15 protein-coding genes are annotated in these 14,962 nt (G+C 48.2%); 14 read left to right on the forward strand and 1 reads right to left on the reverse strand.

Annotated elements, in window-relative coordinates:
* The first annotated feature begins 28 nt into the window (after positions 1–28).
* The 13 genes from trpD to BUB18_RS29675 all read left to right on the forward strand — a co-directional run bounded on the left by trpD (position 29) and on the right by BUB18_RS29675 (position 12,331).
* A complete protein-coding gene (gene trpD / locus BUB18_RS17325) occupies positions 29–1,021 on the forward strand; it encodes an anthranilate phosphoribosyltransferase (protein WP_073083521.1) in 993 nt (330 codons plus the stop codon).
* Positions 1,021–1,821, forward strand: a complete 801-nt coding sequence (trpC, locus tag BUB18_RS17330) for an indole-3-glycerol phosphate synthase TrpC (protein ID WP_073083523.1) — start codon at positions 1,021–1,023, stop codon at positions 1,819–1,821. The genes trpD and trpC overlap by 1 nt, the downstream gene beginning before the upstream one ends.
* Positions 1,822–2,100: 279 nt before the next feature.
* Positions 2,101–2,742 carry a phosphoribosylanthranilate isomerase gene (locus BUB18_RS17335; protein WP_073083851.1) on the forward strand — a complete coding sequence of 214 codons (642 nt, stop codon included), beginning with the start codon at positions 2,101–2,103 and terminating at the stop codon, positions 2,740–2,742.
* 37 nt (positions 2,743–2,779) lie between these two features.
* Positions 2,780–3,988: a tryptophan synthase subunit beta gene (gene trpB / locus BUB18_RS17340; RefSeq protein WP_073083525.1), complete on the forward strand. Its 1,209-nt coding sequence runs from the start codon at positions 2,780–2,782 to the stop codon at positions 3,986–3,988.
* A gap of 4 nt (positions 3,989–3,992) precedes the next feature.
* Entirely contained in the window at positions 3,993–4,796 is an 804-nt protein-coding gene (trpA, locus tag BUB18_RS17345) for a tryptophan synthase subunit alpha (protein WP_073083527.1), read from the forward strand.
* Positions 4,793–5,386: an imidazole glycerol phosphate synthase subunit HisH gene (hisH, locus tag BUB18_RS17350; RefSeq protein ID WP_073083528.1), complete on the forward strand. Its 594-nt coding sequence runs from the start codon at positions 4,793–4,795 to the stop codon at positions 5,384–5,386. Before trpA ends, hisH begins: the two co-directional genes overlap by 4 nt.
* 2 nt (positions 5,387–5,388) lie before the next feature.
* Positions 5,389–6,528, forward strand: a complete 1,140-nt coding sequence (gene hisA / locus BUB18_RS17355) for a 1-(5-phosphoribosyl)-5-[(5-phosphoribosylamino)methylideneamino]imidazole-4-carboxamide isomerase (RefSeq protein ID WP_073083530.1) — start codon at positions 5,389–5,391, stop codon at positions 6,526–6,528.
* A gap of 11 nt (positions 6,529–6,539) precedes the next feature.
* A complete protein-coding gene (gene hisF, locus BUB18_RS17360) occupies positions 6,540–7,295 on the forward strand; it encodes an imidazole glycerol phosphate synthase subunit HisF (RefSeq protein WP_073083532.1) in 756 nt (251 codons plus the stop codon).
* Between the two features lie 9 nt (positions 7,296–7,304).
* Entirely contained in the window at positions 7,305–7,898 is a 594-nt protein-coding gene (hisIE, locus tag BUB18_RS17365; protein ID WP_073083533.1) for a bifunctional phosphoribosyl-AMP cyclohydrolase/phosphoribosyl-ATP diphosphatase HisIE, read from the forward strand.
* 22 nt (positions 7,899–7,920) lie between these two features.
* Positions 7,921–9,006 (forward strand): TlpA disulfide reductase family protein, encoded by a 1,086-nt coding sequence (locus tag BUB18_RS17370; RefSeq protein WP_073083535.1) that lies wholly within the window; start codon positions 7,921–7,923, stop codon positions 9,004–9,006.
* Positions 9,007–9,077: 71 nt separating this feature from the next.
* Positions 9,078–10,214, forward strand: a complete 1,137-nt coding sequence (locus BUB18_RS17375) for an AhpC/TSA family protein (protein ID WP_073083537.1) — start codon at positions 9,078–9,080, stop codon at positions 10,212–10,214.
* A gap of 214 nt (positions 10,215–10,428) precedes the next feature.
* On the forward strand, positions 10,429–10,788 hold the full coding sequence (locus tag BUB18_RS17380; RefSeq protein WP_073083539.1) for a BlaI/MecI/CopY family transcriptional regulator: 360 nt from the start codon (positions 10,429–10,431) through the stop codon (positions 10,786–10,788).
* Positions 10,789–10,798: 10 nt separating this feature from the next.
* Positions 10,799–12,331 (forward strand): M56 family metallopeptidase, encoded by a 1,533-nt coding sequence (locus BUB18_RS29675; protein ID WP_073083541.1) that lies wholly within the window; start codon positions 10,799–10,801, stop codon positions 12,329–12,331.
* A gap of 77 nt (positions 12,332–12,408) precedes the next feature.
* Here BUB18_RS29675 and BUB18_RS17390 read toward each other — a convergent pair whose 3' ends face one another.
* Positions 12,409–13,449, reverse strand: a complete 1,041-nt coding sequence (locus BUB18_RS17390) for a formylglycine-generating enzyme family protein (RefSeq protein ID WP_073083543.1) — start codon at positions 13,447–13,449, stop codon at positions 12,409–12,411.
* 144 nt (positions 13,450–13,593) lie between these two features.
* On the opposite strand from BUB18_RS17390, the gene BUB18_RS17395 reads away from it, so the two are divergent.
* Entirely contained in the window at positions 13,594–14,958 is a 1,365-nt protein-coding gene (locus BUB18_RS17395; RefSeq protein WP_073083544.1) for a GH1 family beta-glucosidase, read from the forward strand.
* The last annotated feature ends 4 nt before the right edge of the window (positions 14,959–14,962 follow it).

Consider the following 14,962-nt stretch of genomic DNA (forward strand, 5'->3'; position numbering starts at 1 on the left):
ATTTCTTCAGTCTATCACTATTATCACCATGAAAAAGATTTTAAACTACCTCTTCGAACATAAAACATTCAGTCGCGAAGCCGCTAAGGAAATATTAACCAGTATCTCCAAAGGCATGTATAACGACAGCGAACTAGCTGCATTCATGACGGTTTTCCTCATGCGTTCCATCACTATCGATGAGCTGCTGGGTTTCCGCGATGCACTGCTGGAGCTCTGTATCCCGGTAAACCTGAACGGCTACAACGTACTGGACATCGTAGGTACCGGCGGAGATGCAAAAAATACATTTAATATTTCTACCTTGTCGTGCTTTGTAGTGGCCGGCGCAGGTGCAAAAGTAGCCAAGCACGGTAACTACGGTGTATCCTCCGTTAGTGGTGCCTCCAATCTCATGGAGTTGGTAGGATACAAATTCAAGAATGACGACAGCAAGCTGAAAGCTGAGCTGGAAGCTGCAGGCATCTGCTTCCTCCATGCACCACTGTTCCATCCTGCATTGAAAAATGTAGCTGGAATCCGCCGCCAGCTTGGTATTCGTACCTTCTTCAATATGCTGGGGCCACTCGTGAACCCGGCATTTGCACAGCACCAGCTGATAGGGGTATACAGCCTGGAAATGGCCCGCGTATACAACTACCTGTTCCAGCAAACTGATAAACAGTTTGTAATCGTGCATAGCCTGGATGGATACGATGAAATATCCCTCACTGCCGATACCAAGGTTATTACCAACAAAGGGGAGCAGGACTGGACACCGGAACACCTGGGCAAGCGTAAAGTGCATCCGGAGGACATCTATGGCGGCAATACACCGGAAGAAGCAGCTAAGATCTTTATGAAAATACTCAAAGGGGAAGGCACCTGGGCGCAAAACTCCGTAGTGTTTGCCAACGCAGCGATGGGATTGTATAGTCTGGGTACCTACAACACCTACGAGGATTGCTTTGCCGCCGCTGTGGAATCACTGGAGTCCGGCAATGCATACAAATCTTTCCAGAACCTGATAGCATTACAATAATGAAAAATATCCTGGCAGAAATAGTTGCCCATAAGCATACGGAAGTAGCGGCCCGCAAAAAGGTACGCAGCACAACAGAACTGGAACAGGCACCCATGTTTGGAAGAGAAGGTCTTTCCCTCTGCCAGTTCCTGCGGATGCCGGATAAAACCGGCATCATCGCGGAGTTCAAGCGCCGCTCGCCTTCTAAAGGACTGATCAACGGAAACGTAACGGTGCAGCAGGTAACAACTGCGTATACCCGTTACGGTGCCTCCGGACTTTCCGTGCTTACCGATGAAAAGTTTTTTGGCGGTACTTCCGACGATCTGCAACAGGCACGCAGTTACAACCAGGTGCCTATCCTCCGTAAGGATTTTATTGTGGATGAATACCAGATTGTAGAAGCAAAAGCCATCGGTGCGGATGTGATCCTGCTAATTGCTGAATGCCTCGAAGCAGCTGAAGTAAAGCACCTTTCCACCTTTGCACACAACCTGGGGCTGGAAGTGCTGCTGGAAGTACACAGCGAATCGCAGCTGGAAAAGGTAAGCGAGCATGTAAACCTCGTAGGAGTTAACAACAGGGACCTGATTACCTTTCAGGTAGATTTTAACCGCTCCTGTGAGCTGGCTCCAAAGATACCTGCTGGTAAGCTAAAGGTGGCAGAAAGCGGGATTAATGATCCGGCGGCCATCGTAACACTCCAACAGGCCGGCTTTGAAGGCTTTCTCATCGGGGAGCACTTCATGCGTCAGGAAGATCCTGCTAGGGCGTTTGAGCAATTCGTTTCAACAATGAGATCATTGCAAAACAGGTAAGCGAAGGCGCGCTTCGCGCGCTTGCGGCTAATTACATAGTTCTTTTTTTATCACGCAAAGCAGCAAAGCAGGTAAGCAGCAAAGATTTATGTTTTGTTGTTTAAAGGAATGGAGAAGGGCCTCCGGCCCTTCTCCATTCCGCCGCCGAAGGCGGCGGATAAATCGCTAATAATATCTGCAAACAACAAAAGGCAGGCCTTAGCTGCTTACCTGCTTTGCTGCTTTGCGAGAAAAAAGATCGCACCTGATGCCAAAGGTATCCAACGAAAAACAAAACAGATGCAAATAAAAGTTTGTGGCATAACAAAACTCAGCGACCTGCAAATGCTGGTAGAAAACAAGGTCGACTTCGCCGGCTTCATCTTCTACGAGCGCTCGCCCCGCTTTGCCGGCAACCGCATCGATGCCCGCTCCGTACGTGAAACCACCGGTATCCTTAAAGTAGGCGTGTTCGTAAACGCTTCCATGGAACAGGTGCTAACCACCGTGGCTGACTATGCACTGGACCTGGTGCAGCTCCACGGGGATGAAACACCGGAGTTTTGCGCGGCGGTGCAAACAAAGGTGCCGGTGATAAAGGCATTTCGTATAGGCGCTAACGTAAACTGGGATAAGGATGTCAGTCCCTATCTCCCGGTTACAAAATATTTCCTGTTTGATACTGCCTCCGAAAAGGGCTACGGCGGTACAGGCGACCGCTTTAACTGGGAGCTGCTGCAGCAGTATCCCTATCAGCATCCTTTCCTGCTCAGCGGTGGCATTGCCCCCGGCCAGGAAGCGGAAATCAGCAGCCTGCATCTGCCCCAGCTGCTGGCGGTAGATATCAACAGCAAGTTTGAAGACAGTCCGGGTGTGAAAAATCCGGAAAAAGTAAGCGTATTTGTTGCCGGCCTTCGCAAAGCCCTGCAGCAGGTACTTTAAGCAAACAAATATTTGTCAACATAAAAAATATTGTATCATGGACATTGCGATAGATACGAGCAAATCCAGGTATCATGTGGATAAGAACGGCTATTACGGAAGATTTGGCGGTGCCTATATTCCCGAAATGCTCTATCCGAATGTGGAAGAATTACAGGAGCAATACATGAAAGTGCTGAGCGATCCCGGCTTCCAGGAAGAGTTTACGGATCTGCTGAAGAACTACGTGGGACGCCCTTCACCGCTGTATTATGCCAAACGTTTATCCGCTAAATACGGCGCTAAAATCTACCTGAAAAGAGAAGACCTGAACCATACGGGTGCCCATAAGGTGAATAACACCATCGGGCAGATCCTGCTGGCGAAGCGACTCGGCAAAAGCCGCATCATCGCTGAAACCGGGGCGGGGCAGCATGGCGTGGCCACTGCCACCGTTTGTGCCCTCATGGGCATGGAATGTGTGGTATACATGGGTGAAATCGACATCGAACGCCAGGCGCCTAACGTGGCCCGCATGAAAATGCTGGGAGCTACCGTGGTACCGGCTACCAGTGGAAGCAAAACCCTGAAGGATGCTACCAACGAGGCTATCCGCGACTGGATCAACAACCCGGTGGATACGCATTATATCCTCGGTACAGCGGCCGGCCCGCATCCCTATCCTGATATGGTGGCTCGTTTTCAGTCGGTTATTAGTGAAGAGATAAAAAAGCAGCTGCTGGAACAGGAAGGGCGTGAAAATCCGGATTATCTCGTTGCCTGTATTGGCGGAGGCAGTAATGCTGCCGGCACCTATTTCCACTACCTGGACGTTCCGGAAGTGAAAATTATCGCTGTAGAAGCCGGCGGTAAAGGTATTAACAGCGGCTTTTCCGCTGCCAGCACCAAACTGGGTAAAATCGGGATCATACATGCCAGCAAAACGCTGCTCATGCAAACCGATGACGGTCAGATCGTAGAGCCACACAGTATTTCCGCTGGGCTGGACTATCCCGGCATCGGGCCGATGCACGCACACCTGTACGAAACGGGGCGTGGTACCTTCCTTGATGCTACTGACGACGAAGCCCTGGCAGCCGGTTATGAACTGAGTCTGCTGGAAGGAATTATCCCCGCCATGGAGTCCGCTCATGCCCTGGCTAAACTGAAAGACCTGGACCTCAAGCCTGAAGATGTAGTGGTATTGTGCCTTTCAGGCCGCGGTGATAAGGATTTGAATACATATATCACCAACATGAAAAAGTAAAAGTATGCAGAACCGTATAGATCAACTGTTTGCTTCTAAAAAGAAGGACATACTGAATATATATTGCACCGCAGGTTATCCGGAGCCGGACAGCACCCTCACCATTATGAAAGCGCTGCAGGACAGCGGTGTGGACATCATTGAACTGGGCATGCCTTTCTCCGATCCGCTGGCCGATGGTCCGGTGATCCAGGACAGCAGCACCCGCGCACTGAAAAACGGGATGAGCCTCCACAAGCTGTTTGAACAGCTGGATGGCTTCCGGAAAGATATCCACGTACCCGTGATCCTTATGGGCTACCTCAACCCAGTGCTGCAATACGGCGTGGAAGCTTTTCTGAAAAAATGTGCGGAAACAGGCATAGACGGATTAATTTTGCCGGACCTGCCGATGGCAGAATATGAGCAGGATTACAAGCACCTGTTTGAGCAATACAACCTGGACCTGATTTTCCTCGTGACACCGGAAACCAGCGATGCCAGAATCCGTAAAATAGATACCCTCAGCAGAGGATTCATTTATGCGGTTTCTTCCAGCTCCACCACCGGTAAGGACAAGGATATGGGTAACCAGGAGGCGTACTTTGAAAGACTCAAAAGCCTGCAGCTCAGCAATCCTGTGCTGATTGGTTTTGGTATTAAGGACAAGCCTACCTTTGATGCGGCGGCAGCCCATGCAAACGGCGCTATCATTGGTACCGCGTTTATCAGGGCGCTGGATAACAGTACAGATATTGTTGCAACTGTGAAAAACTTTGTAGGTAATATCCGCAACGGTAAAGCGGCAGAAGAACCAATTATATTATGAAAACAGTTATTGTAAAATATAACGCTGGTAATATACGCTCCGTGCAATTTGCACTGGAGCGTATAGGCGTAAACGGTATTGTTACGGATAATGTGGAAGAGATTCGTGCAGCCGATAAGGTGATATTCCCGGGAGTGGGCGAAGCCAGCACGGCCATGGCCTACCTGAAGGAGCGCAGGCTGGACCAGGTGATCAAAGACCTGAAGCAGCCAGTGCTGGGTATTTGCCTTGGCATGCAGCTGATGTGTAAGCACTCCGAGGAAAATGATACTGAATGCCTCGGCATTTTCGACAGCAATGTGAAAAAGTTTGAGTCGCCGGTTGCCAATCTGCTGAAAATACCGCAGATAGGCTGGAACAACATCACCAACCTGCACAGCGTGCTGTTTGAACATGTACCGGAGAACAGCTACATGTATTTTGTGCACAGCTATTATGCGGCGCTGGGAGCGGATACCGTTGCTATAACCAACTATGTGATTAATTACACTTCCGCCCTGCAGAAAGATAATTTCTATGGTGTGCAGTTTCACCCGGAGAAATCGGCTGCCGCAGGTTCCCGTATCATTGAAAATTTCCTGAACATATAGTGATGAATATTCAACGTATCAGTGCAGCAGATACATTGCAGCTACGCAGAGACGTACTTTACCCGAACGAATCGCTACAGGCGGTGAAGGTAGATGGCGACGACGACGGGCTGCATTTTGGGGTTTATGAAGGGACACAACTGGTAACAGTTGTTTCGTTGTTTTTACAGGGGCCTGAAGCGCAGTTCCGCAAGCTGGCCACCCATCCCGGTTGTCAGGGCCGTGGTTACGGAAAAGCTATCCTCGCGCACCTGACTGATTTTTGTCGCGCACAGGGCGTTAAAACACTCTGGTGTAATGCCCGCAATACTGCCGTTTCTTTTTATGAGAAACTGGGCTATCGCACCGTAGGTGATTACTTTACAAAGCAGGGGATCGTATTTGTGAAAATGCAGATTCCTATCGAAAGCAAGATCATGCCATCATTCGAAATAATTCCAGCCATTGACATTATCGATGGCAAATGCGTGCGATTAACGCAGGGCGATTACAACCAGCAAAAAGTATATAATGAGCATCCGCTGGAAGTAGCAAAAGAGTTTGAAGCACTGGGCGTAAAACGCCTGCACCTGGTAGATCTGGACGGCGCTAAAAAAGGCGCGGTGGTAAACTGGAAGGTGCTGGAAAATATTGCCGGTAAAACTTCGCTGGTGACCGACTTTGGTGGCGGCATCAAAACGGAGAAAGACCTGCAGATTGTATTTGAAAGCGGTGCAGCCCTGGCTACCATCGGTAGTGTGGCAGCCAAAGAACCTGAGTTGTTTTTCACCTGGGTAAAGCAATACGGCCCGGAAAAAATTTTCCTCGGGGCGGATGTGAAGGAAGAGAAAATCGCTGTAGGCGGATGGCTGGAAACTACGGGTTTATCCGTATATGATTTCCTGGCGAGCAATATTGCCCAGGGGGTACATCATATTTTCTGTACAGATATTGCTAAAGATGGCCTGTTGCAGGGTCCAAGCGTGGACCTGTACAAAAAGATCCTGGCGCAGTTCAGGGGCATTAACTTTGTGGCCAGCGGCGGCGTGAGTAACATCGACGATGTGGCGGTGCTGAAGGAAATTGGCTGTAGCGGCGTTATCATTGGTAAGGCTATCTACGAAGGAAAAATTTCCATGGCAGAATTAAAAACATTCCTCTAAAAGATCATTTTATGCTGACCAAAAGAATCATACCCTGTCTGGATATTAAAGACGGCAGGACGGTGAAGGGGATTAACTTTGAGAACATCCGCGATGCAGGTGATCCTATTGAGTTAGGAGCGCTGTATGCTGAGCAGGGCGCCGATGAGCTGGTGTTTCTGGATATAACGGCAACGAACGAACGCCGTAAAACCTTATCGGCACTGGTGACTGAGATAGCCCGCCACGTAAACATTCCGTTTACTGTAGGTGGTGGTATTTCCAGTGTGGATGATGTGAGCGTGCTGCTGCAGTCCGGCGCAGATAAAATTTCAGTAAATACTTCTGCATTCAAAAATCCGGGACTGGTGGATGAGTTATCGCGGCAATTTGGGAGTCAGTGTATTGTACTGGCCATTGATACCCGTTTTGAGGGCGATGACTGGTATGTGTACCTGAACGGCGGCCGTGTAAAAACCGAAGTGAAAGCATACGATTGGGCGAAGGAAGCGGTGGAGCGTGGCGCAGGTGAGATCCTGTTAACCTCCATGAACAACGACGGTACCAGGCAGGGCTTTGCACTGGATATTACCGGTAAGTTGGCGCAAAACCTGAATGTGCCGGTGATAGCCTCCGGAGGCGCAGGTACGATGGAGCATTTTGTGGATGTGTTCCAGACTGCCCAGGCTGATGCAGCGCTGGCAGCAAGTATATTCCACTATAAAGAGATAGAAATTCCGGCGCTGAAGAATTTCCTCTATCAAAAGAACATTAACATGCGTTTCTAATAATCATTTATGCAGATAGATTTTAAAAAATCCCCCGATGGCCTCGTTCCTGCTGTAATCCAGGACGCAGCAACTCAGAAAGTGCTGATGCTGGGATACATGAACCAGGAGTCGCTCGATAAAACCTTACAGGAAAAGAAAGTGACGTTTTATAGTCGTTCCAAACAGCGGCTGTGGACCAAAGGAGAGGAAAGCGGTAATTTCCTGCTGGTGCAGGATGTGAAGGTGGACTGCGATGCGGATACCCTGCTGATCAAGGTGAACCCGGTAGGCCCGGTATGCCATACCGGTGCGGATACCTGCTGGGAGGAGAGTAATGTGAGCAACGATTTCCTGTTTGAGCTCGAAGGCATCATTACCGATCGTTTAAACAACCCTTCTGAAAATTCCTATACCAGTAAGCTGTTTGCCCGTGGAATCAATAAAGTGGCGCAAAAGGTGGGCGAGGAAGCCGTTGAAGTAGTGATTGAGGCAAAAGATAACAACAATGACTTATTTTTGAATGAATCTGCCGACTTGTTGTTTCATTACCTGATCCTTTTACAGGCTAAAGGCTTCACACTCAGTGATGTAATAGCAGTGCTGAAACAAAGGCATAAATAGTTATATTTATAAAAAATAATTTATGAAGCGTTTTTTGCTGATTATGGGAACAGTATTGCTCTCTGGCGCTGCATTTGCCCAGGAAGTAGTATCTGGTGTGGTGAAAGGTGGTACGGGCAAGTACCTGTATTTGTTTGACGATGAGGACAATAACCCGGATGACTCTGTACTGATAAAAAATGATCAGTTCAGTTTTAAAGTGAAGGCAGGCAAGCAGCCGGCTATCCATGCGCTGATATTGCAGCATACGGAATATCCGATGCTGTTTGTAACCGGGGAAGGGGCCGTACATGTGGTAACAACAGCAACAACGTTTCCTATTGCCAGTGAGGTAAAGGGTGGCACAAATACCCGCGACCTGCAGGCGTACCAGAAGGCATTTGAGCCTTTGATTAAAAAGGCCAATGACCTGAATGTGGAGGCCCGCAGCATTTCCGGTGCTGACGAGGCGGGGCAGAATGCTTTCCGTAAAAAGGCCGCCGCGTTTGGGGACGAGGTGGTAACCGTGGGTACTGCCTTTGTAACGGCGCATCCGAAGAGTGTGGCCAGCATCTGGCTGATGTTAAATGAGCTACGCAACAGGCTGCAACCGGAAGCATTTAAGCAAATGTTTGCGGGACTGGATAAGTCGGTACAAAATTCAAAGTACGGTGAAATGGCCACCGCCTATATAAAAAGTGCTTACAAAAATGCACTGGGCGTAGCGGCGGAAGATTTTGCCCAGGAAGATGCGAAGGGCCAGCTGGTAAAGCTTTCATCGTTTAAGGGTAAGTACGTACTGGTCGATTTTTGGGCGAGCTGGTGCGGTCCCTGCCGTCAGGAAAATCCAAACGTAGTAAAAGCATATAATAAGTATAAAGATAAGAATTTCACTATTCTGGGAGTTTCCCTGGACCAGGATAAGGCCCGCTGGCTGCGTGCCATTACCCAGGATGGCCTGGGTTGGACGCAGGTTTCTGACCTGAAAGGCTGGGGTAATGAAGTGGCGGTACAGTATGGTATTCAATCTATTCCGTCCAATTTCCTGGTAGACCCGGCTGGAAATATCATTGCACGCAACCTCCGCGGCGAGGCGTTGGAGGCAAAGCTTGCAGAGCTGTTACAATAGCCGCTTATCATATAAAGGTTGATTAGATGCTGCCTTTTGAGGAAATTTGTTATTCGTAAAAATAAAAACCAATGAAAAAATTATTCATAAGTGCTGCATTGTTAATGCCAGCATTGTTGTTTGCCCAGGATAAAAAAACTGTTACTGCAAAACCTTTCACCATTCAGGGCACCGTATCTGACCAGAAAACACCTGCCAAAGTTTTCCTGAGAATGCGTAAATCAGGGGAAACTTTCATTGATAGTACCCTCACCAAAGATGGGAAATTCACTTTCACCGGCACGCTGGAAGAGCCAACTATGGCCAGCCTGATGCTGTCACCGGAAGACGCCGGCAAATCTGTATCCATGCGCAGAGATATGCTTGCCATCTTCCTGGAAAGCAGTACCGTAACCATCACTACTACTGATTCCATCAGCAAAGCAACTGTTACAGGTTCTAAAGCTAATGACGACTATAATAAACTCGGCGAACAGCTGAAAGGCGTGAATGAGGTGAATATGGCATTGCAGCAGCAATACCGCGCCCTCGCTCAGGCTAAGGATAAAGAAGGCATGAAAGCGCTGGAAGCGCGTTACGACAGCCTGGATGCCGCAGAAAAAGCGATAGAAACCAGCTTCTTCAATGCTAATACTTCCTCTCCGATTGCCCTGTTTGTACTCAACCAGGTAGCTGGTTACGATCTGGATGTAAAAACCATCGAGCCGCTGTACAAAAAGCTGAGCAAGGAAGCTAAAAACCTGCCTTCCGGTAAAGAGTTCGCGAAAAGACTGGACGCTGCAAAGAAAACAGCAGTAGGTAGCACTGCGCTGGAATTCAGCCAGGCCGACAGCACCGGTAAAGCTATTTCCCTGGCATCGTTCCGTGGTAAATATGTACTGGTGGACTTCTGGGCCAGCTGGTGCGGACCTTGCCGCGCTGAAAACCCGAACGTGGTAAAAGCTTACGAAAAATTCAATCCTAAAGGCTTCGAAATCCTCGGTGTATCCCTGGACGACAAAAAGGAAAAATGGTTAGCTGCTATCCATGCGGATAAACTGACCTGGCAGCATGTTTCTGACCTGAAAGGCTGGAACAACGCCGCCGCAGGCCTTTATGGTGTACGCGCCATCCCGCAGAACTTCCTGATCGACCCTAAGGGTAAGATCATTGCTAAAAACCTCCGTGGTGAAGAACTGGAGAAGAAATTAGCAGAGTTCATGAACTAAGTAACGCATTCAATATAAATGATGAAAGCAGCCTGAATGGCTGCTTTTGATTTTCTCCCAGCTGAGGAGGCCCGCCGGGCCTCCTCAGCTGTTTTTAATCGTCCGCGAAGCAGACGATTAAAAACAGCTGAGGATACTTTAAAAAATAAATTTGGTCAATTACGAAACTTTCGTAGCTTTACGAAACATTCGTAATTATAAAAAATGAACCTCCATGGAAAAGCTTAGTCAGCAGGAAGAAGCTGCAATGATAGCCATCTGGAAAGCAGGGAAAGGCTTCGTGAAAGACTTTCTGGAAGCGCATGCCGCGCCCGCTCCTCCATACACCACCCTGGCATCTACCATCAAGAACCTGGAGAAAAAAGGATTTGTAGAAAGCAGAAAGGTAGGTAACGTATACGAATACTCGCCGCTGATTGAAGAGCAGCTGTATAAGCAGAAGTTCATGAATAATTTCGTGAAAGACTACTTCGCTGACTCTTATAAAGAACTGGTATCCTTCTTCGCCAAGGAGAAAAAGATATCTCCGGATGAACTGAAAGAGATTATTAACATGATTGAGAAAGGCAAATAAAATCGCAACCATGGTACCTGAAATCCTGATCTATCTGCTGAAAGCAAATGTGGCGCTCACTTTATGCTTCCTCGCTTATCGCCTCGGGCTCCGCAAGCTGACGTTTTATACGCTCAACAGGGTATTCCTGTTGTTCGGTATCCTGGTGGCGGCCATATTCCCGCTCATAGATATTAACAGTTTTGTAGACAGGCACGAAGAGATAGGGCAGGTGCTTACCTATGTGCCGGATTTACGCCAGTGGCAGGAAACACCACATTTTAACTATTGGAATCTGCTGGTATATGCTTTTTGGGCAGGGGTCCTGATCATGATGGGGCGCTTTATGATTCAGCTTTTCTCGATGTACAAAATCCATAGAAGTGCCACCGATGATGCCATCAATGGTACGCCCGTGAAGGTATTGCAGTCGCCGGTAAATCCGTTCTCCTTTTTCCGTAACATCTACATAAACCCCATACTACACCAGCCTGAAGAAATTGATGACATACTCCTGCATGAGCAGGTGCATGTACGCCAGTGGCACAGCGTGGATGTGGTAATGGGAGAAATCAATAACATTTTTTACTGGTTCAATCCCGGTGCATGGCTCATGAAATCGGCCATACGTGAAAACTTAGAGTTTATCACCGACCGTTACCTGCTACGCCAGGGAGTAGACCGTAAAAACTATCAGTACAGTTTGTTGAAAATAAGTGGGATCCCATATGCGACGGCCATCGCAAACAATTTCAATTTCTCACACTTAAAAACAAGAATTATGATGATGAACAAAAAGAAATCATCAACCTATCACATGATACGCTATGTAGTGCTCGGGGCTTTAGTAGGAGGGATCGTTTTATCACTCAATTATAGTCGCGCCGCTACCAATGTAGTATCCGAAATTATCCCGTTCGTGAAAGCGGAGCCTAACCCGGCACCAGCCGCCAGGCCGCAGCCCGTTGCAATTGCCAGCGTTAAGCCTTCAGCCGCACCCCTGGCGGATACCGGCAAGCCAAAAGAAGTGCGGATCATCAGGCTGGAGAAAGGCGACAAACAGTCCGATTCCATCCAGGTACAGGTGATTGAAAGACCAAAAGGTGATAAAGACACATATACCATGGAAGCCAAAGAGGTGGTGTTTGTAAGGGCGGATGATGTACGCACTACTATTGACAGTTCCGGCAAGCGCCCGCGTATTGTGGTGACTTACAACGCTGACACTACAAAACCGGAAAGAGTAGTAACCGGTTATGGGGGGAAAACTGTTGAAAAATCAAAGCAGACTTCAGGTGTGGTAGAAGCGGTAACAATTCAGGGCCGTGCCATGGGAGTAAGCACAGATACCAGTAAAAAGGTAATCAGAATTGTGGGTACTAAAGCAGGTCATAACCCCCTGTATTTAGTGGATGGGAAAGAGATCACAGAAGGAGAAATGAAAAATATTGAGCCGGATATGATCCAGTCCATTAATGTGCTGAAAGGAGAAAGTGCTAAAAAGCTTTACGGAGAGAAAGGTGCAGATGGGGTGATCCTGATCAATCTGAAGAAATCGAAATAAAATATTGGCGCCATTCTACAGCTTAAATTTACTTAATGATAAAGGTCGCCTGTTGAGGCGACCTTTTCTATACTCGACTATTTTAAAGATCTCGCACACCTGAAACCCAGGTTAGCCAATCCCGATTCCGGCGTGGTTTTCATCCTGGCGGAGACCCTGTAGCCGCGGCAGTATTCATCGCTACACATATAAGAGCCTCCACGGATCACATGTTTGATCTGCCCCGGATCTTCCGGGTCAAACGCTTCCGCCGGGCCGGTAGGATTCACTGACAGCTCACCGTCTTTCCCATAATAATTTGAATTATATAAGTCGTGCACCCATTCCCAAACGTTGCCAGACATATCGTATAGCCCATAACCGTTAGGCGCATACGATTTTACAGGCGCTGTGCCGGTAAAGCCATCGGTGGCAGTATTTTTATAGGGGAAATTTCCGTTCCAGGTATTGGCTTTAGGCTTGCCGGCGGTGAGTGCCTCGGTGCCCCATGGATATAGTTGGTTTTTTAGTCCGCCACGGGAGGCATATTCCCATTCTGCTTCGGTAGGGAGTCGCTTATTGGCCCATTTGGCGAAGGCTACGGCATCTTCATAAGATACCTGTGTAACCGGGTGGTTTTCCCTGCCTTTGATATCGCTGTCGGGCCCTTCGGGATGGCGCCAGCTGGCACCAGGTACAAAGCTCCACCATTGGGAAACATCGTTGAAGGGCACTGCATGATTTGGTGGGGTAAACACCAGAGCTCCTGCGGCCAGCATGCTACTGTCGGGCTCAGGGGAGCCGGGAGGCAGCCCGCGCATCAGTTCCTCTTTGGAAATCGGCTTTTCTGCGGTGGTCACATAGCCCGTTTGAGATACGAACAGGGCAAATTCCGCATTGGTTACTTCGTGTTCATCGATATAAAAGCTGTCTACCTTTACGTTATGTTTAGGATATTCATCCGCCACACCGGTATTATCATCTGCCCCCATACCATAGGTGCCGGCAGGGATGAGTACCATATTATTCAGCGTATCCGGGGTGGTAAAGCTGAAAGTTACCCTGGTAGTGGACTGGCCACAGGAAAATAAGCCCGTCAAGCTGGAGAGGATACAAATATTGATAAATTTTCTGGTCATTGTCTATGCTCGCTGTTTACGGTGATCATCAAAAATAACAGGTATTTTCTTTTTTTTATCCGTTCCCAAATAACAGGTTAACAATTTCATAATTATTTTTTCAAGTAAATAGTCGTAATCTGCGGTCAGATCATCACTTTGCTTATGCAAAATACCGGCATGCCCTTTAGCCGTAAGGATTTTGGGGATGATTTTTTATGGGGTGTTACGATATCCGCTTTTCAAAATGAAGGAGCCTTCAGCGATGATGGTAAGGGACCTTCTATATGGGATACTTTCTCTGCCCGCAAAGGTAAGATCAAGGATCGTAGCCATGCACAGGTAGCAACTGATTTCTACAACCGTTTTTTGCAGGATATACTACTGGCGAAAATCCTGGGCTTTTCTGTTTTCCGTTTCTCCATCGCCTGGTCCCGCATCTTACCAAAAGGTACCGGCGAAATTAATCCGCATGGCATCGCATTTTACCATCGGGTAATTGACGCCTGCCTGGAAGTAGGGCTGGAGCCTTATATAACCCTTTACCACTGGGACCTGCCACAGGCACTGGAACAAAAAGGCGGCTGGTGCCACCGGGGTGTGGTGTTTGCATTTGAAGAATATGCACGCATCTGCATCCGGGAGTATGGTGCAAAAGTGCGCAACTGGATTATCCTGAATGAGCCGTTTGGCTATACTGCGCTGGGTTATATGCTGGGCGTGCATGCACCTGGTAAATTCGGATTGTCTTATTTTTTGCCGGCGGTGCATCATACAGTGCTGGCGCAGTCCGGCGCTGCCCGTATTATCCGGGAAGAAATGCCTGATGCGAACATTGGTACCACTTTTTCCTGCTCACAGATTATCCCTTATACCAATAACGAAAAAGACCTGTATGCAGCGCGCAGGGCGGATGCGCTTTTTAACAGATTGTTTATAGAACCCTCGCTGGGCCTGGGTTACCCGGTAGATGATTTCCCCCTGCTAAAAAAAATTGGTAAACGTTATGCGCTCTGGCGCGACTGGGAAAAGCTCGCTTTTGATTTCGATTTTATAGGCATCCAGAATTATTTTCCTTTAGTGGTGAGATATAATGCTTTTATGCCTTACCTCGGCGTTTCCGAAGTGAAAGCAAAAGATAGAAAAGTGCCTGTAACCGGCCTCGGATGGGAGATTAACGGGAACGGCCTGTATGAAATCCTCAAACAATTTGGTGCGTATAAAGGTGTGAAAAAGCTAATTGTAACGGAAGGCGGTGCATCGTTCCCGGATGTATTGCAAAACGATGGCTGCGTGCATGATACGGAACGTATCAGCTATTTCCAGGAGTATATAGGCGCGGTGCTAAAAGCCCGCCAGGAAGGTATTCCGGTAGATGGCTACTTCGCCTGGACACTAACGGATAATTTCGAATGGGCCGAAGGATACCGGGCGCGCTTTGGTTTGGTGTATGTGAACTTCGAAACGCAGCAGAGGATTATAAAGGATTCGGGGTATTGGTTTAAGGAGATGTTAACCCGGGAGGGATAGTGAT

Origin of the sequence: Chitinophaga jiangningensis, assembly GCF_900142605.1 — a bacterium.
Taxonomy (GTDB): domain Bacteria; phylum Bacteroidota; class Bacteroidia; order Chitinophagales; family Chitinophagaceae; genus Chitinophaga; species Chitinophaga jiangningensis.